Raw genomic sequence first — 23,369 nt, 5'->3', positions numbered from 1 at the left:
AGGCACCACCGTTGACTTCGCTCGGCTCCACCACCCCGGACCAGCCGGCCACGCAGATCACCCATCCCGACGGCCGCGTCTCCCTCGCCGACGGCGTCAGCCCCGACAACCCGCGGTTCGCCAACGCCGACCTGCTGCCCGTACGGATGCAGGACCGCACCTGGGGCGTCTACAACTACACCGCCCTGTGGATCGGGATGGCACACAACATCCCCTCCTGGACGCTGGCTTCCGGCCTGGTGGCCCTCGGCATGGACTGGAAGCAGGCGGTGTTCGTCATCGCGCTGGCGAACGTCGTCGTGCTGCTCCCGATGCTGCTGACCGGGCACGCCGGGCCGAAGTACGGCATTCCCTTCCCGGTCCTGGTGCGCTCCTCCTTCGGACTGCGCGGCGCGAACCTGCCCGCGCTGATCCGGGCGGCCGTCGCCTGCTGCTGGTTCGGGATCCAGACGTGGATCGGCGGGCAGGGCATCTTTCTGCTGCTGGGGAAGGTCTTCGGCGGCTGGACGGAGGCGGGCGAGGTCGGCGGCTATCCGTGGACGCTGTGGCTGTGCTTCGTGATCTTCTGGGCGCTGGAACTGGCCATCATCTACCGGGGCATGAACGCCCTGCGCCGCTTCGAGAACTGGGCGGCGCCGTTCGTGCTGGTGGGCGCCGTGGTCCTGCTGGTGTGGATCGCGGTGAAGGCGGGCGGCTTCGGCCCGCTGCTCGACCAGCCGTCGAAGCTGGGCTGGGGCGCGGACTTCTGGCCGGTCTTCTTCCCGGCCCTGATGGGAATGATCGGCTTCTGGTCGACGCTGTCCTTGAACATCCCGGACTTCACCCGCTTCGGAAAGGGCCAGCGCGCCCAGGTGTGGGGCCAGTCGCTCGGCCTGCCGACCACGATGACGGCCTTCGCCCTGATGTCGGTCCTGGTGACGGCGGGCTCGCAGGCGGTCTACGGCGCCACGATCTGGGACCCGGTCCAGCTCGCCGCCAAGACGGACAATGTCTTCGGCCTGCTCTTCGCCCTGATCACGGTCATGATCGCGACGATCTCCGTGAACATCGCCGCGAATGTGGTCTCACCGGCGTACGACCTGTCCAACCTGCTCCCGAAGCTCATCAACTTCCGCGTTGGCGCCCTGATCACAGGCGTGGTCGGCGTCATCGTCATGCCGTGGAAGCTGACGTCGACGCCCGAGCTGTATATCTTCACGTGGCTCGGCACGGTCGGGGGCCTGCTGGGTGCGGTCGCGGGCGTCATGATCGCCGACTACTGGATCATCCGCCGCACGCATCTCGACCTCGCGGACCTGTACCGCCGGGAGGGCCGGTATTGGTATCAGGGCGGCTGGAACCTGCGCGCCGTCGTCGCCTTCGCGGTGGGCGGCATTCTCGCGATCGGTGGCTCGTACTCGGCGGTCAATGCGGACGGCAAGAAGCAGGGGCCTTTCCCGGCCGACGGGCTCATCCCCTTCCTCAAGCCCCTGGCCGACTACGGCTGGGCGGTGGGGCTGGGGAGCGCGCTGGTGCTGTATACGGTCCTCAGCGTCGGGCGGTGGCAGCAGCAGCCGGTACGGGACGCAGCAAGGTGATGCGCGTGGCGCCCAGTTCGGTGACGTAGAGATTGCCTGTCGCCGGGTCCTCCGTGACGTCCAGGGGCTGCTGGAAGCCGGTCAGGCCGGTGGTGCCGGTCGTCGGTGGCGACAGCCGCCCCTGGGCATCGACGCCGAAGATCACGATGTCCTGCCCGCTGGAGTAGCGCACGACCAGCAGCTTGCCGCGGAGCGCGCCGCTGAAGGCCCCCGAGCGGTATTCCACCACGCCGTTGGCCGACGCGTGCAGGCCTGCGTCGTACATGCCGGCCAGGTCGAGGTTGCGGTCCGGCTGGGTGCCGGTCGGGTAGGCGGCGGCCTGGAAGGGGTCGGTGCCGGTGGTGGGGTTGCCGCCGGCGAGGATCCATTCGCAGCGGGTGGGGTTGGGGTGGCCGTAGTAGCGGTTCTTCTTTACGTCGAAGACGTAGTCGGTCTCGGCGTTGGGGTTGGAGGTCAGGGCCGGCGCGGCGGGGCCTGCGTACGGGCCTGCGGTGGCCGCGTCGATGCGGCGGCCCGTACAGGATGACGGGAGGGGGGACGGGGTGGCCGGGGTGTTGCCGCCGGCGGCGGAGCCGTTGGTGGGGGCGTAGAGGTGGCCGTTGGTGTGCCAGAGCAGGTCGTAGGCGTTGCGGACGCCGGTCGCGTACAGGGTGAGGGGCGCGTTGGCCGCGAAGGGGTCGTAGCTGCCGCCGTTCTCCGTCTGGACGTTGAGCGGGAGGGTGGCCGGGAGCTTGGCGGGGTCGAGGCGCAGGACGGCGGCGCTCAGGAGGCGCTCCGGGCGGTTGCCCCAGACCGGGTCGGCGGCGCCCATCGCGTTGTTGGCGCCCTGGCTGATGTAGAGCGCGCCGTCCGGGCCGAAGGCGAGGGAGTTGGTCTCGTGGTCCTTCACGGAGCGCGGCAGCTTCGAGAGGACTTCGGTGTACGTGCCGAGGGCCGGGCCGGTCAGCCGCGCGATGCTGCTGGAGAAGTCCGGTTCGGACGGGGTGCCGCCGGGATACATGGTGTTGGAGCTGATCCAGAGGATCGGTGCGGTTGGGGTCGAGGCCGGGTCGAAGGCCAGGCCGATGATGGTGCGGTTCGGGGCGCCTGGGAGGCCGCGGGCAGTGGCGTTGGCTCGTACGGTGGTGATCGTCTGTGCGTTGGTGAGGGTGCCGTCGGAGGCGATGGTCCAGCGCATGAGGTAGCCGTCGAGGGTGGCGGCGTAGAGCTTGCCGTCCGGGCCTTTCGTGACGGAGGTGAAGCTGCGGCCGGTGGCGGCGGTGGCTTTGGTGAAGGCGATGGCGGAGCCACCGTCTCCTGATCCGGTGGTGAAGACGGAGCGTCATGGGGTGAAGGTGCGGCCAGCCAAGTCCTTGGCTCCACTGGTCACTTCGAGCAGGTAGCGGGTGTTCGGCTTCAGGCCGGTGGTCGGCGATACGTTGATGACGTCGCCCCCACCCGAGGTGATGACCCGGGTGGCCACCGCCGCACCGCTGACCGCCTCGGTGAGCCGGACCGTGGACGAGGTCAGCGAGGCGGCGTCCACGCCCGCGCCGACCAGGCGGAGGTCGGCGACGATGCTGCTGGTCGGCGGGACGCCGGTGGCGGTGTTCGCGGGGGTGGTGGCGCGCACCTCGGGGTGCTGGGCGGCGTCTGCGACTGGGGCTATCTCGAGGTGGGTGATCTTTGTGTTGGTGCCGGTGGCAGGGCTGATCGTGAGTCGGCCGTCCGTGACGCGCGGGGTGACGGTGCGGGTCTGGTAGCGGGTGGAAGTGGTCGGGGTGAAGCGGTCGATGGCGTTCTGGTCCTCGATCTGCAGGGCGTGCGCGCTGTCGACGGAGGTCGCGTCGCCGGTGGTCACCGTGACGCGGTAGGTGTCGTTGGGTACGGCGATCTCCCACCGGCCCGGGGCCTTCACGCCCGCGGAGGAGGCGGGCAGTTGCATGTGCATCAGGGTGGCGAGGAGTCGGTTCGGCTCGGCGGTGCCGCGGTCGCGGCCGTTGCCGACGAGGCTCAGCGGGGCTGAGCCGGTCATCCCCACCCAGCCGTAGGTCAGTCCGGAGCCCTGGCCAGACCCGGTGCGCGCGCCGTAGCCCTGCCCGTAATCAAGCACAAAGCCGCTGACGGGCACGGTGGTCGCGGCGCCGAAGTCCACCTTGACGGAGAACGCCGCCTGGGCTCGCGCGGCGGCCGGCGGCCCGGCCACCAGCGCCACGAGAAACGCGAGAACCGCCAAGCCCCTAACCGCCGCACCCGCACCCGCACGCAATCCAGCCATCGCGGCCCCCCTCCCCCACCCCACGCCCCCCGACGTGAGGGGCAACAGCGTGGATGGGAGCGGGCGTTAGGTGCCAGGGGCCGGATGGCCCCGGCCCGGGTCAAGGCTTCCAGTCGATCCCTAGCGGGACGTGACCTGAGGCGGCGGATTCCTCAAGAGGACAGTGCGGGGATGACGTGCGTGCCGTACGCGTCGATGGTGGCTTGCTTTGCGTCATGCATGGCGTAGATCGCGAATTGGTCGACGCCCAGGTCGCGGAGCGCCTGCAGCTTTTCGATGTGGGCCTCGGGTGGGCCCAGGAGGCAGAAGCGGTCGACGATTTCGTCGGTGACGAAGTCTGTGGAGGGGTTGCCGGCTCGGCCGTGGTGCGAGTAGTCGTAGCCCTCGCGTTGTTTGATGTAGGCCGTTAGGGCTTCGGGGACCAGGTCCGAGTGTTCGCCGTAGCGGGTTACCAGGTCGGCTACGTGGTTGCCTACCATGCCGCCGAACCAGCGGCATTGGTCGCGGGCGTGGGGGATGTCGTCGCCGATGTAAGCCGGGGCTGCTACGCAGATGGTTACGTCGTCCGGGTTGCGGCCGGCTTCGGTGGCTGCGGTGCGCACCGCCTTGACCATCCACTCGGTTAGGTACGGGTCCGCTAGCTGGAGGATGAAGCCGTCGGCCTCGCGGCCGGCTAGGGCCAGGGCCTTGGGGCCGTATGCGGCCATCCAGACCGGGAGCTTGCCGTCCTTGACCCAGGGGAGCTTGAGCGGCGTGCCGTCGACGTCGGTCTCGCGTCCTTCGGCGAGATCGCGGATTACGCGCATTGCGTCGCTCAGGGTTGCGAGGGTGTTCGGCTTGCGCCCTGCGACGCGCATCGCAGAGTCGCCGCGGCCGATGCCGCAGACGGTGCGGTTGCCGTACATCTCGTTGAGGGTGGCGAAGGCGGAGGCGGTTACCTCCCAGGCGCGGGTGCCCGGGTTGGTCACCATCGTGCCTACCTTGAGCTTCGTGGTGTGCTCCAGGATGCGGCTGTAGACGACGAATGGCTCCTGCCACAGCACGGTCGAGTCGAAGGTCCAGCCGTAACGGAAGCCGTTGCGCTCGGCGCGGCGCATCAGGCCGACGACGGCGGAGGCGGGCGGGTCGGTCTGCAGGACGAGTCCGAAGTCCACGGGTTGGTCCCCCTTGTCGCGTCCGTGTCGCGACCTTTTCGCGTCCTTGTCGCGTCTGTCGCGGCCTTGAAAGCCTTCATCGTGGACGGGTTGTGAGGGCTTGGCAAGACGTGGTCGACGCGCGTCACCCTGCCAGGTCAATGTCGTGTCCGACTCCGTGGTGCGTGGCGAGGTCGATCAGGAGGCGGGTGATTGCCAGGTCCTGGAGGCCTATGCCGACCGAGTTGAAGAGGGTTAGGTCGGTGTCGTTGTGCGTACGGCCTCGGGTGCGGTGGGTGAGTACGTCGCCCAGCTCGTGGTGGAAGTCGTCCTTGGTGAGGGCACCTTCGGCGAGCGGGATGAGGATCTCGCCTGATTTGGTGCGGGCCGTGTCGTAGGCGTCGATGACTATGCGGCTTCGGACCATCGCTTCGGTGTCGAGTTCGCGGTGGTCGGGGCGGGGTGGCGCGCCTACGGCGTTGATGTGCTGGCCTGGGGAGAGCCAGGCGCCCTTGATGATCGGGTCGCGGGATGGGGTCAGGGTGCATAGGACGTCGGCGGCCTCGGTGACCGTGCGCGGGTGGTCTACGGCCTTGGCCGGGATGCCGAATTCTGTGGTGATCCAGGTGGCGAGAGTCTGGGCTTTGGTGGGGGTGCGGCCCCAGAGGACGACGTTCTCGTACGGGCGGGTGGGGAGCAGTGCTCGGGCGTGGGCGTAGGCGAGGGGGCCGGTGCCGATGAGGCCGAGGGTTGTTACGTCTGTGCGGGCGAGGGCTCGGGTGGCGACTGCTGTGGCGGCGGCGGTACGGATGCGGGTGAGTTCGGCGCCGTCGAGGAGGGCTAGGCAGGCGCCTGTGGTGGTGTCGACGGCGAGAACTGCTGAGCGCTGTACGGGGAGTCCGGCGGCGTGGTTCGCCGGGAGGTCGGCGAGGAGTTTGACGGTGGCGAGGCGGGCGGGGGTGGAGGCGGCGGGCATTGCCAGGAAGGTGGCGGAGTCGGTGTCAGGGGTGGCGGTGGTCGCCGGGAGGGACATGGCTGGTGGGGTGGGGAGGGTGGCTTTGGAGTCGGAAAGGTCGCGGTGGGCTTGGGCAATGGCGGCTTCGACGGCGTCGAGGGTGTCGGCGAGGAGGGTACGGATCGTGGAGCGGGTGAGGATCAGCGTCATGGAGCGGGGTCTCCTGGGTGCGGGCGCTTGGGTGGGTGGGCGGGGTTTTGGGCTGCCGGGTGGCGGTGGGCTGTGGGCTGCTAGCCGGCGCGAGCAAAGGGTGTCGTCAGGCCCGACGGGGCCCGGCTGCGGCCCACCAAGCCGCTGACTGCCAGCAGGGCGAAGGCGTACGGGAGTGTCGTCAGCAGCGGAGCTGAGATGTGCAGGCCGATGGCCGGGGCCGCGTATTGCAGGGACTGGGCCAGGCCGAAGACCAGGCAGGCCAGCAGCGTTGGCCAGCCGCGCCAGCGGCCTGCGATGACGGCGACGACCGCCAGGTAGCCGATGCCGCCGGTGATGTTGTCGCTGAAGGCATGGACCTCGGACAGTGCGAGGTGGGCGCCCGCGAGGGCTGCGGTGGCGCCGGTCAGGAGGACGGTCGCGTACCGGATCAGGCGCACCGGCAGGCCGCAGCGGTCGGCGGTCACCGCGTCCTCGCCCACCGCGTCGATGGCCAGGCCCCAGGTCGTACGCCTGCTCAGCGTGAGGGCCAGGGCCGCGGCTATGGCGAAGGCGGCGTAGCCGAGCAGGGTCTGCTCGAAGAGTGCCGGGCCGAGGATGGGGATGTCGTGCAGGGCCGGGATGGCGAGCGGGTCGAAGCCGGGGAGGGTGTCGGCCTTGCCTTCGCCGCCGAAGAGGAGGCGGGCGCCGTACGTGGTGGCGCCGAGGGCCAGGGCGTTGGCGGTGATGCCCGTGACGATCTGGTCGGCGCGGAGGGTGACGCTGAGCAGTGCCTGCAGGGCGGCGAAGAGCAGGCCGGCGGCCAGGGCCGTGAGGACGCCTACGGTGGCGCTGCCCGAGGCGTGCGCGCCCGCTGCGCCCGCGAAGGCGCCGGTGAGCATCATGCCTTCTACGGAGAGGTTGAGGACGCCTGCGCGTTCGCTGAGGAGTTCGCCTGAGGAGGCGAGCAGGAGGGGCAGCGCCATGCGGACGCCGCCGGTTGCCAGTTCGTCTATTACGGCGCTCATTGCGCGAACCTCCTCGTGGTCGTGAAGATCATGGCCGCGGCGATGAACAGCACCAGCAGGCTCTGCACGATCTGCACCGTCGATGCCGGGACCTGGGCGGCGAGCTGGAGGTTGATGCCGCCGCTGGTGAGGAAGCCGAAGACGAGGCTTACGGCGGCGACGGCGGTGAGCGAGCCGCGGGCCAGGAGGCCGACGACCAGGCCGGAGAAGCCGTAGCCGGAGGAGAAGTGCTCGGCGAGTACGTAGGGCGCGGTGGCGACGAGGGCCGCCCCTGCCACACCCGCGAGGCCGCCGGCGAAGGCCAGGCCTGTGGTCTGCAGCCGGCCGACGGGCAGGCCGAGGCGGGCTGCGGCTGCGGGGGTGCGGCCGACGGCTTTGAGGCGTACGCCCGCTGCGGTGTGGCGGAGGGCGATGCCGGTGGCGAGAGCTGCGATGGCGGCTATGAGGACTACGGCGGTGGCCGGTGACTCCTGGCCGCCGATCAGGGGGAGTTGGGCGCCCGTGGGGAGAGGTGCTGACTGCGGGAGGGTTTCGGAGGACGTTACGGGCTGGCGCAGCAGGGCCTCCTCGTGTACGGCGACTGCCACCAGGCCGGTGCCTACGAAGTTCAGGAGGAGGGTGGTGATCACTTCGCTGGTGCCGCGCTTGACCTTCAGCCACGCGGCGATGCCGGCCCAGGCGGAGCCGGCCAGGAAACCGGCGGCCAGGACGAGCGGCACGCCTAGCGCGGCGGGGACGGTGGCGGGGAGTGCCAGGCCGGTAGCTGCCGCGGCCACGCCGCCCGCGCAGAGTTGGCCTTCGCCGCCGACGTTCACCAGGCCGGCTCGGTGCGCGACGGTGAAGCCGGTGGCTATGAGGGCGAGTACGGCGGCGGAGTTGAGCGAGCTGCCGATGGCGTACGGAGAGCCGAACATGCCCTCGTCGAGGGCCCGCCAGGCGGTGGCCGGGTCGGCGCCGGCGGCGATGACGAGGAGGAGGCCGGCTGCGGCGGCAAGGAGGGTGGAGAGGGCGGCGATGGTTAGGGGGTGGCGGGGGAGGGTGCGGAGTCGGGTGGGGGTGGCCTGAGTGGTGGGTGGTGATGGGGGTGGAGCGGGCTTGGTGGTGAGGGTCGCTGTCATGGGAATCCTTGTCGGGGCGAGGCGAGGCGAGGCGAGACGAGACGGGGCGAGGCAGATCGGGGCAGGTCGGGGCGGATGCCCGGGCTTGGCATCGGGGATGGTGGCGAATGGGCCGGTTGCCTGCGCCGTTCACCCGCCCGCGTGGGCGGAGGCCTCAGCCCCAGGGCGCGAGTCGGGGCTCGAGTCGGGGCGCGAGTCGGGGCTCGAGTCGGGGCTCGGGTCCGTAGCCGACCCCGTCCCGAGCATCAGCTCGCCCACCCGCTCCCGCGCATCGGCGCGCTTCGGATCCACCGGTCCCAGCAGCCGCCCGCGATACGCGACGACCACCCGGTCGCAGAGCGCGAGCAGTTCATCCAGCTCGGCCGAGACCAGCAGCACCCCGGCGCCGCGCGCCGCCGCTTCCCGGATGCGGGTGTGGACGGCGTCCACGGCGCCGATGTCCAGGCCGCGCGTCGGCTGCGCCGCGGCCAGGCAGACGAGTGGGTCGAGGGCCAGCTCGCGGGCGAGGACGACCTTCTGCTGATTGCCGCCGGAGAGGGAAGTCATGGGCGCGGCCGGCCCGGACGCGCGGATGTCGTGGTCGGCGAGCACCGTGGTCGTGGTCCGCGCCAGCGCCCCGCGGTCGAGGAAGACGCCCAGCCGGCGGAAGTCCGCGAGTCGACCGAGGTGCAGATTCTCGGCTACGGACAGCTCCGGCACGCAGCCTTCGCGATGCCGGTCCTCGGGTACGACGCCGAGCCCGGCCCGGGTGCGCTCGCGTGGGCGGGCACGGGTGACGTCCTGGCCGCCGAGCTCGAGCCGGCCGCGCTGCGGCGTCAGCGAGCCGCCCACGACGGCCATCAACTCGCTCTGCCCATTGCCCTCGACACCGGCCACGCCGACGATCTCGCCGGGGCGGACATCGAGCGAGACGCGGTCGAGCGCGTACGTGCCGTCGCCCCGCCTGACGGTGATGTCCTGCAGCCGCAGCGCAGCCGCATCGCTGTCCAGCACGGCTTGGTCGGTAGCGCCATCACCCGCCCGCGCGGAGCTGGTGGCAGGCTCCGTATCGAGCCCCACCGCCCCCACCAACCCCGCACCCAACGTCCCCGCCGACCGCCCGATCATCAGCGACACCAGCCGCTCGGCCGACAGCTCCCCCATCGCCCCACCACCCGCGACCCGCCCACCCCGCAGCACCGTCGCCGCATCCCCGGCGCGCGTGGCCTCGCCCAGCTTGTGCGTGACGAGAACGACCGCCTGCCCCGCATCAGCAATCCGCCGGCACGTAGCCAGCAGCGCGTCCACCTCCGACGGCCCCAGCACCCCAGTCGGTTCGTCCAGCACCAGCATCCGCGGCGCCCGCAGCAGCGCCTTCACGATCTCCACCCGCTGCCGCACCCCCACCGGCAGCTCCCCCACCACCGCGTCGAGCTCCACCTCCAGCCCGTACTCCTCCCGCACCCGCGCGACCCGACCCGCCAAGTCCCGCAGCCGCAACAGCCGCAGGTTCTCCCCCACCGTCAGCGTCGGGACCAGGCTGAAGTGCTGGTGCACCATCGCCACCCCGGCAGCGAGGGCATCGGCAGGGCGGCGCGGGTTGTACGCCGTTCCGTACAGGCGCAGGGAACCAGCGTCCGGCGTCAGCGAGCCGCCCACCAGATGGCACAGCGTCGACTTCCCCGCGCCGTTCTCCCCCAGCACGCAGTGCACGCTCCCCGCCTCCACCACGAGGTCGACCGCGTCGAGCGCGCGCATCGTGCCGTACGACTTGGTGAGCCCGCTCAGCTCCAAGGCGGCCGCCGTCATCGGGTCTTGATCTTCCCGGACGCGATCTTCGACTTCAGCTCGTCGAGCTTCTTCTCCACCTTCGGGTCGGCCTCGCCGCACAGCTTGATGTCGTTCTGCGGCTCGGCGAAGGTGAGGCCGAAGTGCACCGCCTCGGGCTTCCAGGTGTCCTTCACCAGGTGGTCGGTGGCGTACTCGATCTCGGCGCCGATGTCCGTCTCCACATATCCGGCGTACGCCTTGTCGCCGCACTCCCGCGGCACCGGACCGCCGATCAGCGCGCCCCCGCGCGCCGCCGCGGCCCGGGCGACGCCCTTGTGGCCCAGGTTCAGGACCTGGCCCAGGACGTCCGCGCCCGCGCCGTAGTCGGCCAGCGCGGACTGCTTCGCCTTCGCGGCGTCGTTGAAGTCGCCTACGTACTGCGGATTCAGGACCTTCACGCCCGAGTCCGCGGCCTTCGCCCCCCGCTCGAACTCCTTCGCCGCATTCACGATCGCCGGCAGCTCCGCGCCGCCGATGAAGCCGACCACCGCCTTCTTCGACAGCAGCGCCGCCGCCGCGCCCGACAGATAGGCCGCCTCCGCCTGCTGCGGGTCGTACAGGGCCAGATTCGCCGTCGGCTTGCCGTCCGCCGGGCCGCCGATTTCGGCGAACTTCACCTTCGGGAAGCGTTGCGCCACCTTGCGTACGTCCGCGTCCGTCTGGCCGCCCAGCGATATCACCAGGTCGGAGGTGGTGGCGAAGCGGACCAGCGCCTGTTCGTAGTCGGCGGCCTGGACCTGCTCGACCTTGGTGAAGGTGACCTTGCCCGTGTGCTGCTTCGCCGCCCGCTGGTAGCCGCGGTGCGCGGACTCCATGAAGCCGTCGTCCGAGAGCGAGCCGGGGAACAGGACGCCCACCTTGAGCTTGTCCCCGTCGCCCCCGGAGCCGGACGCCGATGAGGCGCCCCCGCCGCACGCCGTCAGCAGCGCGAGACAGGACAGCGCGGCGAGCGCGGCGGCGCGTGGTGCATGCGTGAGTGCCACTTCTGGTGCCTCCAGGGGAAGGGCCCGCGGGCCCGCTAGTGGTATACCGTTACGCGCCCTCAGTCTGGGAGGCATGTGTTGCGCGGGTGTTAGCGGGCGGTTAGCACTGTGCTCCCCTCTGCGTGGCCCGCTTAGGGTGGGGGCGGCGATGACTACGGAGGATGGCCTTGGTGACAGCGGCTCAGCAGCCGGACACGGGGCGCGGTTCGCTGCGCGACCGTGTGTACGAGATCCTGCGCCGGCGCATCCTGGAGGTCGAACTCCAGCCCGGCGACCGGCTCGTGGAGCGGGTGCTCGCCGAGGAGCTCAAGGTCTCGCGGATCCCGCTGCGCGAGGCGATCCGCCGGCTCGAAGCGGACGGGCTCGTGCTCGTGGTGCCGCGACGCGGCGCCCTGGTGGCGCCCTTCACGCCCGCCGACGTGCGCGATCTCTTCGACGTACGCGAATCGCTGGAGTCGCTCGCCGCCCGGCTGTCGGCGGAGCGCGCCGACGACGCGGCGCTGGCCCGCCTCGCCGCCCGCCTGGACGCCGCCCGTACCGCCACCCGCCGCGACGACCGGGCCGCGATCGCCGCGGCCAACGCGGGCTTTCACGCCGACATCGTCGATACGGCCGCCAACCCGCTGCTCACCAGCATGATGCGGCCGCTGGAGGCCCGTACGCACTGGCTCTTCCGGCTCACCGCGCAGCGCGACCCTGCGCGGCAATGCGCGGAGCACGAGGAGCTCTACGAGGCCATCGCCGCCCACGACGCCGATGGCGCGGCGGCCCTGGCGCATGCCCATGTGGCGGACGGGCGCGCCGAGTCCCTGGCCATCGCGGCCCGCTGGTCGCGTCCGGAGATCGATCCGGAGGCGGTGGCGGCGCGGCGGAGGCGTCGGGGATCATGATCAGTACTGCCCGGGAATGAGGAGGCCACGGTGTACCGGATCGCCGCCCGCGTCTGGCGTCTGCTGAACGGCAGGCTGCAGTGGCGTGTCATGTGGCTGCTGCACGCGAAGTACACGGTCGGGGTGACCGCGGTCGTACGGGACGACCGGGGGCAGGTGCTGCTGCTGCGGCATCGCATGTGGCCGCCGGACCGGGCGTGGGGGCTGCCGACCGGGTACGCGGCGCGGGGTGAGGAGTTCACCGAGACCGCGGTGCGGGAGGTCAAGGAGGAGACCGGGCTGGATGTTGAGCCGGGGCGGCTGGTGCGGCTGCGGAGCGGTTATCGGCTGCGGGTGGAGGTGGCGTACGAGGCGCTGCTGGTCGGGGGCACGCTCAAGGCGGATCCCTTCGAGATTCTTGAAGCGCGCTGGTTCTCTCCTGACGACCTGCCTGCGGGGCTGATGCCGGCGCACCGCGGGCTGATCCATGCGCCAAGGGTTCCCTCCGGGCGGTGAGTCGTGTAGGTGAGAGGGGGTTGAAATTTTTAACGTTTCAACCCCAACTCGCCCGGAGGGAAGCCCCCATGCCCACCCGCCGCACCATCCTGCTCGGCGCCCTCGCCACCGCCGCCACGACCGCCACCGCACCCCAGGCCGCCTCCGCGGCCCCCCGCACCGCCCCCTCGGTCCGCCGCATCGCCGACACCCAACTCGACCCCGAGGCCATCTACTTCGTCTCCTTCGACGGCCTGGTCAACAACAACTCCTTCCAAAAGAGCGGCATCCTCACCCACCGCGGCCACCAGTACGCCGCCTGGTACACCGCCGACCGCACCGCCGTCCTCGCCCGCCGCCGCCTCCCGCGCGGCCCATGGCGCACCCTCCGCCTCCCGCACAAGCTGCGCTACGACGACTCCCACAACGTCATCAGCCTCGGCATCTCCCCCACCGACGGCCGCATCCACGCGATGCTCGACTCGCACTCCGACGAGTTCTTCTACGTGAAGTCGGCGGCAGGCCTCGCCAGCAACCCAGAACGTTTCAACTGGGAAACCGCCCGCTTCGGTCCCATCCAGACCACCCTCGACGGCCTCCCCCTCACCGACCGCTTCACCTACCCGCAGTTCCTCCCCACCCCGGAGGGCCGGCTCCAGCTCCACTACCGCACCGGCGTCTCCGGCAACGGCCAGACCGCCCTCGCCGAATACGACGGCACCACCTGGCGCGCCCTCGGCGAATGGTCCAGCGCCTCGGGTACGTACACGAGCGAGCACGGCAGCAGCACCGCCCGCAATATGTACGTCAACGGCGTCGACTACGGCCCGGACGGCACCCTGCACGTCTTCTTCACCTGGCGCGAGCAGAACGCCGCCGTCATGTGCAGCCCGGGCGGGCTGACCAACCACGAGATGGCGTACGTCTCCAGCCCCGACCGCGGCCGCACCTGGCACGACGCCCGCGGCAAAGCCATAGCCACCACCGGCACCAGCGACCTGGTCGCCGTCACCGACACCGGCACCGTCGCCGAGCCGATCAACCCCGACCACTCCCTCATGAACCAGGAGAGCCAGGCCATCGACTCCGCAGGCCGCCCGCACGCCCTCTGGTCGTACGTCCCCGGCCGCTTCGGCCAGTGCACCACCGACTACGCCGCCGACCGGACCAAGAACGCCCGCACCTTCCACATGCACCGCGACGCCTCCGGAAGCTGGCGCAAGACCGAGATCCCGGTGTCGCCCGGATCGACGCAGCGCAGCCGCCTCGCCTTCGACCGGTACGACAACGCGTACGCGATCATGCCCCGCGGGCGGATCGTCGCCGCGTCGGCGGCGAGCGGCTGGACCGACTGGAAACAGCTCTACGACGGCAAGGAGCTGGACGCGTACGGCGAGGTCCTCATCGACGAGCCGCGCCTCAAGCAGGACGGCGTGCTCTCCGTCTTCTACCAGCGGACATCCACCGGAACGACTCCCTCCCCCATCCGCGTCGCGGACTTCGCCCTCCCTGGGTAGGCTGACGCGCGCCGATCCACCGGCCGGGGGGAGGTTGACATGGGACGCATGCCGCATGCCGAACGCCGTCGGCAGCTGGTCGAGGCGGCCATCCGCGTCATGACCAGGGACGGGGTGGCCAGGACCACCACCCGCGCCATCGTGGCCGAGGCGGGCGTCTCGCTCAGCGTCTTCCACTACTGCTTCAGCGCCAAGCAGGAGCTGCTCGAAGCCGTCATGGAGGCGATATCCGACCACTCCGAGTCCCGGGTGCTGGCCACCGTCAGCCACCGCGCCGCGCAGGAGGACACCCTGCGCGGCACGGTGCGGGCGGGTCTGCAGGCGTACTGGGACCATGTCCTCGCCAGCCGCGGCGAGCACCTGCTGACGTACGAACTGACGCAGTACGCGCTGCGCGAGCCGGGCTACGAGCATCTGGCCCGGCGCCAGTACGAGCGCTATGTCGACGCGCACGCCAAGGTGATCCAGCGCATCGGCGTCGAGCTGACCGTCCCCGAGGGGACGGCCGCCCGCTATCTCGCCGCGCTGACCGACGGCCTCACCCTCAACTTCCTCGTCCTCGGCGACGAGGAGAACGCGGGTGAGGTCCTCGACACGGTCGCGGATCAGATCATGAATCTAGTGGCGCTCGGTGGCTCCCCAGGTGCGTAGGTAGGACTCCGCGCCGCCCAGCAGATCGCGCACCGTGTCCGCGCCCCCGCTGAGCCGCATCTGCTCGATCCAGTCCGGGACCATGCCGACGTGCGCGGCCCCGTCCTTGTTGAAGTCCCAGGTCCGCTCGCCCGTCTTCTGCCGGTCGAGCTCGGTGCCGCCGTCGGCGCTGCGGTACGGGTACTTCACCTCCTGGCCGCCCGGTGCCGGCCAGCCGCCGACGCCGTTCATGTCGGTGCCGTAACCGAGGCCGATGCCGTACTTGTCGCGCAGCGCCTTGGTGCCCTTGGCCTCCTCGACGAAGTGTGCCGCGGCGTTCATGTACGGGGCCGCGAAGCCGCCGAGCTTGTAGAGCCGCTCCATCCAGCTGTTGTCCATCCAGCTGTGGCTGGAGATGACGCCCGGGTACTTCGCCGCCTCCAGCATGTCCAGCGCGCGGCCCGCGGCCTTGACGCTCATGTGGTCGACCTCGAGCATCATGCCGCGCTTCATCATCCCGTTGACCGCGTGCTCGCCGAGCCCGGTGAGGCCGCGGGCGTTGCACCTGGCATCGGTCGGGTAGACGGGCAGGCCGGTGCCGGGCGGCAGCAGATTGGCGATCTCGTCGGGCAGCGGGGCGTTGCTGATCGGGTTGTCCTGCTGCGCGCCCTTGCACTTCTCCGTACGCCAGAAGGTGCCGGTGGACAGGAACTGTCCCACGTTCACGGCCGTGCCGATGCCGCCGGAGTCGAAGCGCACGCCGCACAGCGCGTTGTCGAACTTGTGGCACAGGAACATGCTGCGTACGCCGATGTCGTACAGCTCGTCCAGGCCGCGGTCGATGTCGGCCTTCGAGCACCCGGGAATGCCCAGGGTCTGCTTGCAGCCGAAGGGCTCGGAGGTCTCCACGCCCAGCACCACGGCGAGCTTGCCGTCCTCGATGACCTGACGGGCCTGGGCGGAGTCCTTGACGATGCGGAAGAAGCCCTTGCCGGGGCCGCCGTAGATCTTGTCGATGTAGTCCTGCATCTCGAAGGTCTTCTTGGCCTCCAGCCGGATCGCGTCCATCTCGTTGCAGCCGCGGTCCTTGGCCGGATAGATCGAGCAGAGCAGGCCGTTGGTGACGAGGTCGTTGACCAGGACCCGCTGGCCGCCGCGCCAGGCGCGCTCCAGCCAGGCGTAGTAGTTCTGCTGGTGGCTGAGGGAGTCGTGGGCGGGCCAGTGCTTGAAGGTCGGCCAGCCGACCGGGTCGTGCTTGCCGTCGGCGCCGCCGGTGATGTTCTCGAAGAGGGCGCCGGAGCCGTCCGGGTAGTGCTCGGGGCAGTCCTTGAGCGCCTCGGCGACGCCGGTCTGGTCGAAGGGCTTGCCGCAGATGATCCGGCCGCCGAAGCCCTCGTTGGACATGACGTGGTTGTGCGCGTCTACGTAACCGCGGACCTTGCCCTGGCTGTCCGTACCGCGGAAGGGCTCGCCGGTCGCGTTGATCTGCGAGTCGGCGGCGGGGCGCGCGCTGGGCTCCCACCAGTTGCCGCCGTCGGCGCCGGTCGCGGGCGAGCCGGCCAGTCCGCAGGTCAGCAGGAAGGTGGTGAGGAGTGCCAGCAGCGCGCGTCTGCGCAGGAGGGTCATCGCGAACCTGCCTTCCGTAGAACTTACTGACGCGTAGGTACGGATGAGAATGGCGCGCACCTGACAGTCAGTCAAGTGTCCGGGACGCTTGACCTGTTCACTGCTTATTGACACTTCGCCAATAGCGTCGCACCGTTGCTCCATGCACCGGACGCAGCGACGCAGGCTGGATCCCGACGCCCGCCGGGCGGAGATTCTCGCCGTGGCCAGGCGGCTGTTCGGCACCCACGGCTACAGCGCCGTGGCCACCGCCGACATCGCCGCCGAGGCCGGCGCCGCCCGCGGGCTGATCAACCACTACTTCGGCGACAAGCGGCAGCTCTACCTCGAGGTCGTACGGCAGATGATGGTCGTGCCGCCGTCCGTCTCCGAGCGGCTGCCGGCCACCGGCCCCGAGGAGCGGCTCGCCGTCTGCGTCGACCGCTGGCTCGACGTCGTGGAACGCAACCGCGAGATGTGGCTGTCGGCGATCGGTCCCGCCGCGCTCGGCAACGACCCGGACATCGACCAGATCATGCTGGAAGCCGACGAGATCGCCACCGACCACATCCTCCAGGCCGCGCTGCTGGCCGACGTCGAGGACGGCCGCGACCGGCTCCGGGCGATGATCCGCGCGCACAGCGCCATGCTGAAGGCCGCCTCCCGCGAGTGGCTGGTGCGCGGCACGCTCACCCGCGACGACCTGCACGTGATGCTGACCCGCACCGTGATCCATCTGCTGCACACGGTGCACCCCGCCATGATGAAAGGAATCACCCATGCCCCGAGTCCTGACCGATGAGCGCCGCGACCTGGTCAAGGCGATCACCGACTTCTGCCGCCGCGAGTGCGGCACGAAGGAGCAGCGGGACCTGCTCACCGACCATGGCCGGGAGCATCACAGCCAGCAGCTCTACGAGAAGATGGCCGGCCTCGGCTGGCTCGGCATAGCCGTGCCCGAGGCGTACGGCGGCGCGGGCATGGGGATGGGCGAGCTGTGCCTCTTCCTGGAGGAGACCGGTTATGGCCGCGCCCCGATCAGCGGCTTCTCGACCACGATCATCGCGGCGGCCGCGTACGAGAAATTCGGCTCCGAGGAGCAGAAGCGGACCGTGCTGGAGGGTGTCGTACGCGGCCGTATCGAGGCGATCTCCATGTCGGAGCCGGGCGCCGGCTCCGACGTCGGCGCGCTGACCTGCCGCGCGGAGCGCAAGAACGGCGGCTATGTCATCAACGGGCAGAAGACCTGGTGCTCCAATGCCCACCTCGCCGACCACATCCTCCTCATCGCCCGTACGTCCCAGGAGGAGTCCAAGCACGCGGGCCTGACGCAGTTCATGGTGCCGACGGACACCGCGGGCCTGGAGATCCGCGGCATCGACACGATGGGCGGCCGCGAGGTCAATGACCTCTACTTCACCGACTGCTACCTCCCCGAGTCGGCGGTCGTCGGCGCCGAGGGCCAGGCCTGGCCGCAGCTGATGACCGGGCTGAACCTGGAGCGGATGATCCTCGCCGCCGTGATGCTCGGCGTCGCCCGCCGCGCCTTCGACGACACCCTCGACTACGTGCGCCAGCGCGAGCAGTTCGGCCGCCCGATCGGCTCCTTCCAGGCGCTGAAGCACCGCATCGCCGACAACGCCACCGAGCTCGAGTGCGCCCGCCTGCTCCTCGACGACGTCGCCGCGCAGATCGACGCCGCCCCGGACAAGGTCTTCGCCCGCGAGGCGTCGATGGCCAAGCTCAAGTGCACCGAACTCGCCAAGCACATGGCGCTGGAGGGCATGCAGATGATGGGCGGTTACGGCTACGCCACCGAGTACGGCATGGAGGCGCTGCTGCGCTCGTCCGTCGTATCGACGGTGTACGGCGGGACGAGCGAGATCCAGCGGGACATCATCGGCAGGACATACGGACTGTGAAACAGATGCACTGAGTTAGTCTCTCTGTATGGCACCACCGATAAGCGACACCGAGGCCGAGGCCGTCGTGCTCGCCCGCGCGGCGGCGACGGCGCCGGCCGGGGACGCGCTGCGGGAGAAGATCCTGGACGCGGCGTGCCAGCAGTTCATGACCTTCGGGCTGCGCCGCTCCACGATCGACGACGTGGCGCGGCGCGCCAAGGTCTCCCGCGTCACCGTCTACCGCCGGATCGGCAGCAAGGACCAGCTCGTCCAGGAGTGCCTGCTGCGCGAGTACCGCCGCTTCGTGGCCGAGGTGGACGAGGCGGTCGCCGACGTGCCGACGATGCAGCAGCGCCTGGAGGAGGGCTTCGTCATCCTGCTCCGGCACATCAGGGATCACCCGCTCATCGGCGGCCTGCTGCGCCTGGAGCCGGAGGTGATGCTGCCGTATCTGACGGTGGAGTCGGGCCCGCAGTTCGTGATGATGCGCGACTACCTGACGACCCGGCTGCGGCACGCCCAGCGCGAGGAGGGCCGCCCGGCCGGCGACCCGACGCCGGTGGCCGAGCTGATGGTGCGGATCACGGTGTCCTTCCTACTCAACCCGGTCAGCTGCTTCCAGCTGGACGATACGGAGCAGGCGCGGAAGTTCGTCCGCCGCTATCTGACGCCGCTGCTGGGGAGTTGAGAGCCCGAGCCGGTCGGGCGACGGTGATACACGGGGCATTGACTTGTTTCACTGCGCACGTCAACACTGTCCCCCATGGAACTCGCCACCACCCTCCAGTACGCGACCGACCCCCGCGCCGCCGCCGATGAGGTGGCCGGCTGGGAGCGGGCGGGCCTCGACGCCATCTGGGTGGCCGAGGCGTACGGCTTCGACTCCCCCACGATCATGGGCTATTTGGCGGCCCGCACCGAGCGCGCCCGCATCGGCTCCGCGATCCTGAATGTCTACTCGCGCACCCCCGCCCTCATCGCCCAGACCGCCGCGGGCCTGGACGCCGTCTCCGGCGGCCGGGCGATCCTCGGCCTCGGCGCCTCGGGCCCGCAGGTCGTCGAGGGCTGGCACGGCCGCCCGTACGACCGCCCGCTGGGCCGCACCCGCGAGACCGTCGAGCTCTGCCGCCGCATCCTGCGCCGCGAGGTGATCGACCACCACGGCATCAGCGACATGCCGCTGCCCGCGGACAAGGGCGGCGGCCGCGGCAAGCCGCTGAAGATCCTCACCAAGCCGGTGCGCCCGTCCGTCCCCGTCTACATCGCCGCCCTCGGCCCGGCCAACACCGAGGCCACCGCGCAGATCGCGGACGGCTGGCTGCCGACCTTCGTCATCCCGGAGAAGGTCCAGGACGTCTGGGGCGCCTCGCTGGCGAAGGGCCTCGCCAGTCGCTCCGCCGAGCTCGGCCCGCTGCAGATCGTCGCGGGCGGGCTGCTCGCCATCGGCGACGACGCGGCGGCGCTGCGCGATCTGGCGCGTCCGCAGATCGCGTTGTACGTCGGCGGCATGGGCTCGCGGCGCAAGAACTTCTACAACGACCTGGCGCGGGCGTACGGCTACAAGAAGGAGGCCGAGCGCATCCAGGACCTCTATCTCGCGGGCAAGAAGGCGGAGGCGGCGGCGGCCGTGCCGGATGAGCTGTGCGAGCTCACGACGCTGTGCGGGCCGGAGGGTTACGTACGCGAGCGGGTGGCGGCATTCCGCGAGGCCGGGGTCACGATGCTCAATGTCCATCCCGTCGGCCAGGAGCCGGCCCGGCAGCTCGAGATGTTGAAAAACTGGCTCTAGGAGGCCGCTGTGACCACGATCCTGCGCCTGCCCGACCCGCTCACCATCCCGGCGCTGCTCGCCCGGAACGCCGAGGACCACCCCGGCCTCCCGGCCCTGTCCTGGCGCGCGCCGGACGACACCTGGACCACCCTCACCTGGTCCGAGGCCCGCACCCGCATCGACCACCTCGCGGCGGGCTTCGCCGTGCACGGCATCGGCCGCGGCGACCACGTCCTGCTGATGATGGGCAACATCCCCGAGCACTGGCTCTGTGACCTCGCCCTCGTCCAGCTGGGCGCCGTCCCGGTCAGCGTCTACGGCACGTCGGCGCCCGAGCAGGTCGCCTACATCGCCCGCCACAGCCGCGCCCGCCTCGCCGTGGTCGAGGGGGCGGCGCAGGCGTCCCGCTTCGAGCCGGCGTTCGCGGACACGGGCTCGGGCCTGGAGAAGCTGCTCAATGTCGAGCAGGGCGGCTATGCGGCGCTGCTGGAGATCGGCCGGCGCACGTACGCCGACACCGCCGACGCCATCGACAAGGCCTGGCGGCAGACCACCCCCGCCGACCCGCTCACCGTCGTCTACACCTCCGGCACGACCGGCGACCCCAAGGGCGTGGTGGTCAGCCACCACAACGTGCTCCGCAACGCCGTCTCCCTGGACGGCGTCACCGACCTCCCCGACCACGTCGAGCACGTCTGCTACCTCCCCTTCGCGCACATCGCCGAGCGCATGCTCGGCATCTACCTCCCGGTCTTCCGCGCCGCCCACGTCCGCCTGTGCACCGACCCGACGGCAGTCGCGGCGACGGTCCGCGAGCTGCACCCGGCAGAGTTCTTCGGCGTGCCCCGGGTGTGGGAGAAGCTCGCCGCTTCGATACGGGCCGGGCTCGCGCTGCTGCCGGAGCCGCAGCGGGAGGCGCTGGCGGCGGCGGGCGGGACGGCGCGCTCGTACGTCACGTGCAAGGAGCGCGGCGAGGAGCCGCCGGGCGAGCTGGCGGCGGCGTACGCGAAGGCGCGGGCGGAGGTCATCGAGCCGCTGCTCGCGCTGGCGGGCTTTGAGCAACTGGTCTGGACGGCAAGCGCGTCGGCGCCGATGCCGCGGGATGTGGTCGATTTCTTCGCGGGCTTCGGCATCGTCATCAACGACGCCTGGGGCCTGACCGAGACGGTCGGCGTCGCCACCACCAACAGCCCGTCCGGCTTCCGGCTCGGGTCGGTGGGTCGCGCGATCGAGGGGGTGGAGATACGGATTGCCGCGGACGGCGAGATCGAGGTCCGCGGGGAGACGGTGTTCGCGGGATATCTGCAGGCCGATGGCTCGGTGGCGGCGGCGGTGGACGCTGACGGCTGGTTCGCGACGGGGGACATCGGGCGGCTGGACGACGACGGCTTCCTGTGGCTCACGGACCGTAAGAAGGAAATGATCGTTACGTCGACGGGCAAGAACGTCTCCCCGGCGCTCGTCGAGAACACCCTCAAGGAACACCCCTTGATAGGCCAGGCCTTCGTCCACGGCGACGGCCGCTCGTACCTGGTGGCGCTGATCGTCCCCGACCCGGAGGCGACGGCGGCATGGGCGGCAGCGGAAGGCATCGAGGGCGACTTCGCCGCGGTGACGGCACATCCGCGGCTGCGGGAGGAGGTGGCGCGGGCGGTAGCGGCGGCCAACACCCACCTCAACAGCACCGAGCAGGTCAAGCGCCACGCCCTCCTCGACCGCGAGTGGAGCCCGGACACGGGCGAGCTGACCCCGTCGCTGAAGCTGCGCAGGCGGGTGGTGCGGGAGCTGCATGGGGAGCGGATCAAGGCGCTATATCGGGACTGACAGCGGGTTTCGCCTCATCTGGTGCGGGCGCCGGGCGCGCTCCGGTCCTGATGCCGGTGAGCAGGCCGGTGAGCGCGATGGCCAGCACGGCGCCGCCGATGACAAGGCAGATGGCGGTGACCCCGAAGCCGCCCGCGGCCGCGGTGGCGACGCCTGCGCCGACCGGGCCCAGCGCGTTGTGAATGGTCCAGAACGAGGACGTGACGCGCCCCAGCAGATGCCGGGGCGTCACCTCCTGCCGCAGCGACATCGAGCAGATCCCGGCGATGCCGGTGCACATCATGGTGACGGTCATCAGCCCGGCGATCACCGGCACGCTCCCGGCCAGCCCGATCCCGGCGACGGCACACCCGGCGACCACGAAGGCGCCCACCCACGCCACGCCGAACCCGAGCCGCTTCCGCACCCGCGACACGGCAGCGGACGCGATGAACGAGCCGACGGTCCCGGCCGTCAGCACCCAGCCGACGGTGGTGTCCGGGCGGTCGAGCTCGTGCTTGACGAGATAGATGACCAGGTCAGTCAGCCCGTAGATGAGGAAGGTGAGCAGCGAGAGCAGCAGCGTCAGCGGGCGCAGCACGGGATGGGCGAAGAGGAACTTCGCGCCGGCGAGGAACTCCTGCCGGATGCCGCCACCGCGTTCGTGCCCGTCGGCCACGGCTCTGGGCCTGGCGTCGAATCGTACGAAGAGGATGCCGAGCGCCGACACCGCGAAGGTCGCCGCGTCGATCCCGATCGCCGCGGCGGGCCCGGCGACCGACGCCACGAAGCCGGCGAGGGCCGGGCCTGCGACGCCGGCGATCGCGTACGTCGCGTACATGTGGCCATTGGCCTTGGTGATCTGATCCGGCCGGACGATGGCGGGCACCACGGTCACGTACGTGACTTGAAAGAGCATCGAGAAGCAGCCCGCGACCGGGACGACGGCATAGATCAGCCAGACCGGCGTCGCAAAGGCCCAGGCGGCCGGTATCAGCAGATAGAGCAGGCAGCGCGCCCCATCGGCGAGCATGAGCAGCCGCCGCCGATCGAAGCGATCGACGACAACGCCCGCGAACAGCCCGGTCAGGATGGACGCGGCCCCGGTGAGCGCCGTGACGAGCCCCATCTGCAGCAGCGACCCGGTGCTGTGCAGCACGAGCAGCGGCAGCGCGACGTACGAGAAGGAGTCACCGAGCGCGGAGAGCGTCTGGATCCCGAGGAAGGTGCGATACGCGGAGTTCCCCCACAGCCCCGCCGCCATCAGTACGGAACCGCGGCGTTCCGCTCCGCCCACGCGCGCTCCGCGTCGGAACCCTCCGGCGGCGGCACGATGCCGTTGATCATCCACAGGTCCCTGCTGGTCTCGTCCACATGGAACTCCCAGTGCAGCCCCGGGTGCCGTTCGAGCTGCGGCAGCAGCATGCCCTTGATCCACTGGGCGGTGCGGCGGCGGGTCGCCTGGTCGGGGTTGCGGCGGGCGATGTGGTCGATGGCGATACGGACCGCGGGCGCCGCGGGTTCGCCGCCGACGTAGAAGTCCTCGGGCCGGGACTCGTGGAACAGGGTGACCACGTAGAAACGGGGCAGTCCGACGGCCTCGTAGTGGTCGGCGATGCGGGTGGCGAGGGAGTGCTTGTCCTCGGCGGTGAAGAGTCCCGGGGTGTGGTGAACGGTCCACATGGGCATGGCAGTTGAGCACTCCCTCATCTGACTAACGACGGCA

21 protein-coding genes are annotated in these 23,369 nt (G+C 70.6%); 10 read left to right on the top strand and 11 right to left on the bottom strand.

Annotated features, from left to right (window positions below; translation table 11 throughout):
- Positions 1–11 precede the first annotated feature (11 nt).
- Complete coding sequence (locus ACNNMR_RS37170; protein WP_419999113.1) at positions 12–1,577, top strand: NCS1 family nucleobase:cation symporter-1; 1,566 nt, start codon at positions 12–14, stop codon at positions 1,575–1,577.
- Here ACNNMR_RS37170 and ACNNMR_RS37165 read toward each other — a convergent pair.
- The 8 genes from ACNNMR_RS37165 to ACNNMR_RS37130 all read right to left on the bottom strand — a co-directional run bounded on the left by ACNNMR_RS37165 (position 1,528) and on the right by ACNNMR_RS37130 (position 11,049).
- Entirely contained in the window at positions 1,528–2,754 is a 1,227-nt protein-coding gene (locus tag ACNNMR_RS37165) for a PQQ-dependent sugar dehydrogenase (protein ID WP_419999112.1), read from the bottom strand. The two genes, ACNNMR_RS37170 and ACNNMR_RS37165, sit on opposite strands and share 50 nt — an antisense overlap.
- A gap of 144 nt (positions 2,755–2,898) precedes the next feature.
- The gene (locus tag ACNNMR_RS37160) at positions 2,899–3,792 is read right to left on the bottom strand and encodes an Ig-like domain-containing protein (RefSeq protein WP_419999111.1); all 894 of its coding nucleotides are present in this window, start codon (positions 3,790–3,792) and stop codon (positions 2,899–2,901) included.
- 194 nt (positions 3,793–3,986) lie between these two features.
- On the bottom strand, positions 3,987–4,988 hold the full coding sequence (locus ACNNMR_RS37155) for a TIGR03842 family LLM class F420-dependent oxidoreductase (RefSeq protein ID WP_419999110.1): 1,002 nt from the start codon (positions 4,986–4,988) through the stop codon (positions 3,987–3,989).
- 124 nt (positions 4,989–5,112) lie between these two features.
- Entirely contained in the window at positions 5,113–6,132 is a 1,020-nt protein-coding gene (locus tag ACNNMR_RS37150; RefSeq protein ID WP_419999109.1) for an ornithine cyclodeaminase family protein, read from the bottom strand.
- Between the two features lie 80 nt (positions 6,133–6,212).
- Complete coding sequence (locus ACNNMR_RS37145; protein ID WP_419999108.1) at positions 6,213–7,139, bottom strand: ABC transporter permease; 927 nt, start codon at positions 7,137–7,139, stop codon at positions 6,213–6,215.
- Complete coding sequence (locus ACNNMR_RS37140) at positions 7,136–8,257, bottom strand: ABC transporter permease (protein WP_419999107.1); 1,122 nt, start codon at positions 8,255–8,257, stop codon at positions 7,136–7,138. Before ACNNMR_RS37140 ends, ACNNMR_RS37145 begins: the two co-directional genes overlap by 4 nt.
- Positions 8,258–8,386: 129 nt before the next feature.
- Complete coding sequence (locus ACNNMR_RS37135) at positions 8,387–10,045, bottom strand: ABC transporter ATP-binding protein (RefSeq protein ID WP_419999106.1); 1,659 nt, start codon at positions 10,043–10,045, stop codon at positions 8,387–8,389.
- Positions 10,042–11,049 (bottom strand): BMP family ABC transporter substrate-binding protein, encoded by a 1,008-nt coding sequence (locus ACNNMR_RS37130; protein ID WP_419999105.1) that lies wholly within the window; start codon positions 11,047–11,049, stop codon positions 10,042–10,044. Before ACNNMR_RS37130 ends, ACNNMR_RS37135 begins: the two co-directional genes overlap by 4 nt.
- Positions 11,050–11,219: 170 nt before the next feature.
- On the opposite strand from ACNNMR_RS37130, the gene ACNNMR_RS37125 reads away from it, so the two are divergent.
- The 4 genes from ACNNMR_RS37125 (at position 11,220) to ACNNMR_RS37110 (ending at position 14,581) form a co-directional block, all read left to right on the top strand.
- Positions 11,220–11,939, top strand: a complete 720-nt coding sequence (locus ACNNMR_RS37125) for a GntR family transcriptional regulator (RefSeq protein WP_419999104.1) — start codon at positions 11,220–11,222, stop codon at positions 11,937–11,939.
- Positions 11,940–11,969: 30 nt separating this feature from the next.
- Positions 11,970–12,434 (top strand): NUDIX domain-containing protein, encoded by a 465-nt coding sequence (locus tag ACNNMR_RS37120; protein WP_419999103.1) that lies wholly within the window; start codon positions 11,970–11,972, stop codon positions 12,432–12,434.
- Between the two features lie 68 nt (positions 12,435–12,502).
- A complete protein-coding gene (locus ACNNMR_RS37115; protein WP_419999102.1) occupies positions 12,503–13,930 on the top strand; it encodes a BNR repeat-containing protein in 1,428 nt (475 codons plus the stop codon).
- A 39-nt stretch (positions 13,931–13,969) separates the two neighbouring features.
- Positions 13,970–14,581 carry a TetR/AcrR family transcriptional regulator gene (locus tag ACNNMR_RS37110; protein WP_419999101.1) on the top strand — a complete coding sequence of 204 codons (612 nt, stop codon included), beginning with the start codon at positions 13,970–13,972 and terminating at the stop codon, positions 14,579–14,581.
- Here ACNNMR_RS37110 and ACNNMR_RS37105 read toward each other — a convergent pair.
- Entirely contained in the window at positions 14,549–16,186 is a 1,638-nt protein-coding gene (locus tag ACNNMR_RS37105) for a hypothetical protein (RefSeq protein WP_419999100.1), read from the bottom strand. The genes ACNNMR_RS37110 and ACNNMR_RS37105 overlap by 33 nt on opposite strands.
- A 142-nt stretch (positions 16,187–16,328) precedes the next feature.
- Between ACNNMR_RS37105 and ACNNMR_RS37100 the strand changes: the two genes are divergently transcribed.
- The 5 genes from ACNNMR_RS37100 (at position 16,329) to ACNNMR_RS37080 (ending at position 21,664) form a co-directional block, all read left to right on the top strand.
- Complete coding sequence (locus ACNNMR_RS37100; RefSeq protein ID WP_419999099.1) at positions 16,329–16,967, top strand: TetR/AcrR family transcriptional regulator; 639 nt, start codon at positions 16,329–16,331, stop codon at positions 16,965–16,967.
- Positions 16,945–18,087, top strand: a complete 1,143-nt coding sequence (locus ACNNMR_RS37095) for an acyl-CoA dehydrogenase family protein (protein WP_419999098.1) — start codon at positions 16,945–16,947, stop codon at positions 18,085–18,087. Before ACNNMR_RS37100 ends, ACNNMR_RS37095 begins: the two co-directional genes overlap by 23 nt.
- 28 nt (positions 18,088–18,115) lie before the next feature.
- The gene (locus tag ACNNMR_RS37090; protein WP_419999097.1) at positions 18,116–18,757 is read left to right on the top strand and encodes a TetR/AcrR family transcriptional regulator; all 642 of its coding nucleotides are present in this window, start codon (positions 18,116–18,118) and stop codon (positions 18,755–18,757) included.
- Positions 18,758–18,832: 75 nt separating this feature from the next.
- Entirely contained in the window at positions 18,833–19,858 is a 1,026-nt protein-coding gene (locus ACNNMR_RS37085) for an LLM class F420-dependent oxidoreductase (protein WP_419999096.1), read from the top strand.
- A 9-nt stretch (positions 19,859–19,867) separates the two neighbouring features.
- Positions 19,868–21,664, top strand: coding sequence for an AMP-dependent synthetase/ligase (locus ACNNMR_RS37080; RefSeq protein WP_419999095.1), 1,797 nt, complete (start codon positions 19,868–19,870; stop codon positions 21,662–21,664).
- On the opposite strand, the gene ACNNMR_RS37075 is transcribed toward ACNNMR_RS37080, so the two are convergent.
- Positions 21,642–22,940, bottom strand: coding sequence for an MFS transporter (locus tag ACNNMR_RS37075; RefSeq protein ID WP_419999094.1), 1,299 nt, complete (start codon positions 22,938–22,940; stop codon positions 21,642–21,644). The genes ACNNMR_RS37080 and ACNNMR_RS37075 overlap by 23 nt on opposite strands.
- Entirely contained in the window at positions 22,907–23,332 is a 426-nt protein-coding gene (locus ACNNMR_RS37070) for a tautomerase family protein (protein ID WP_419999093.1), read from the bottom strand. Before ACNNMR_RS37070 ends, ACNNMR_RS37075 begins: the two co-directional genes overlap by 34 nt.
- Positions 23,333–23,369 lie beyond the last annotated feature (37 nt).

Source organism: Streptomyces boninensis, assembly GCF_048572725.1.
Lineage (GTDB): Bacteria > Actinomycetota > Actinomycetes > Streptomycetales > Streptomycetaceae > Streptomyces > Streptomyces boninensis.
This window is presented reverse-complemented; position numbering and strand designations above follow the sequence as displayed.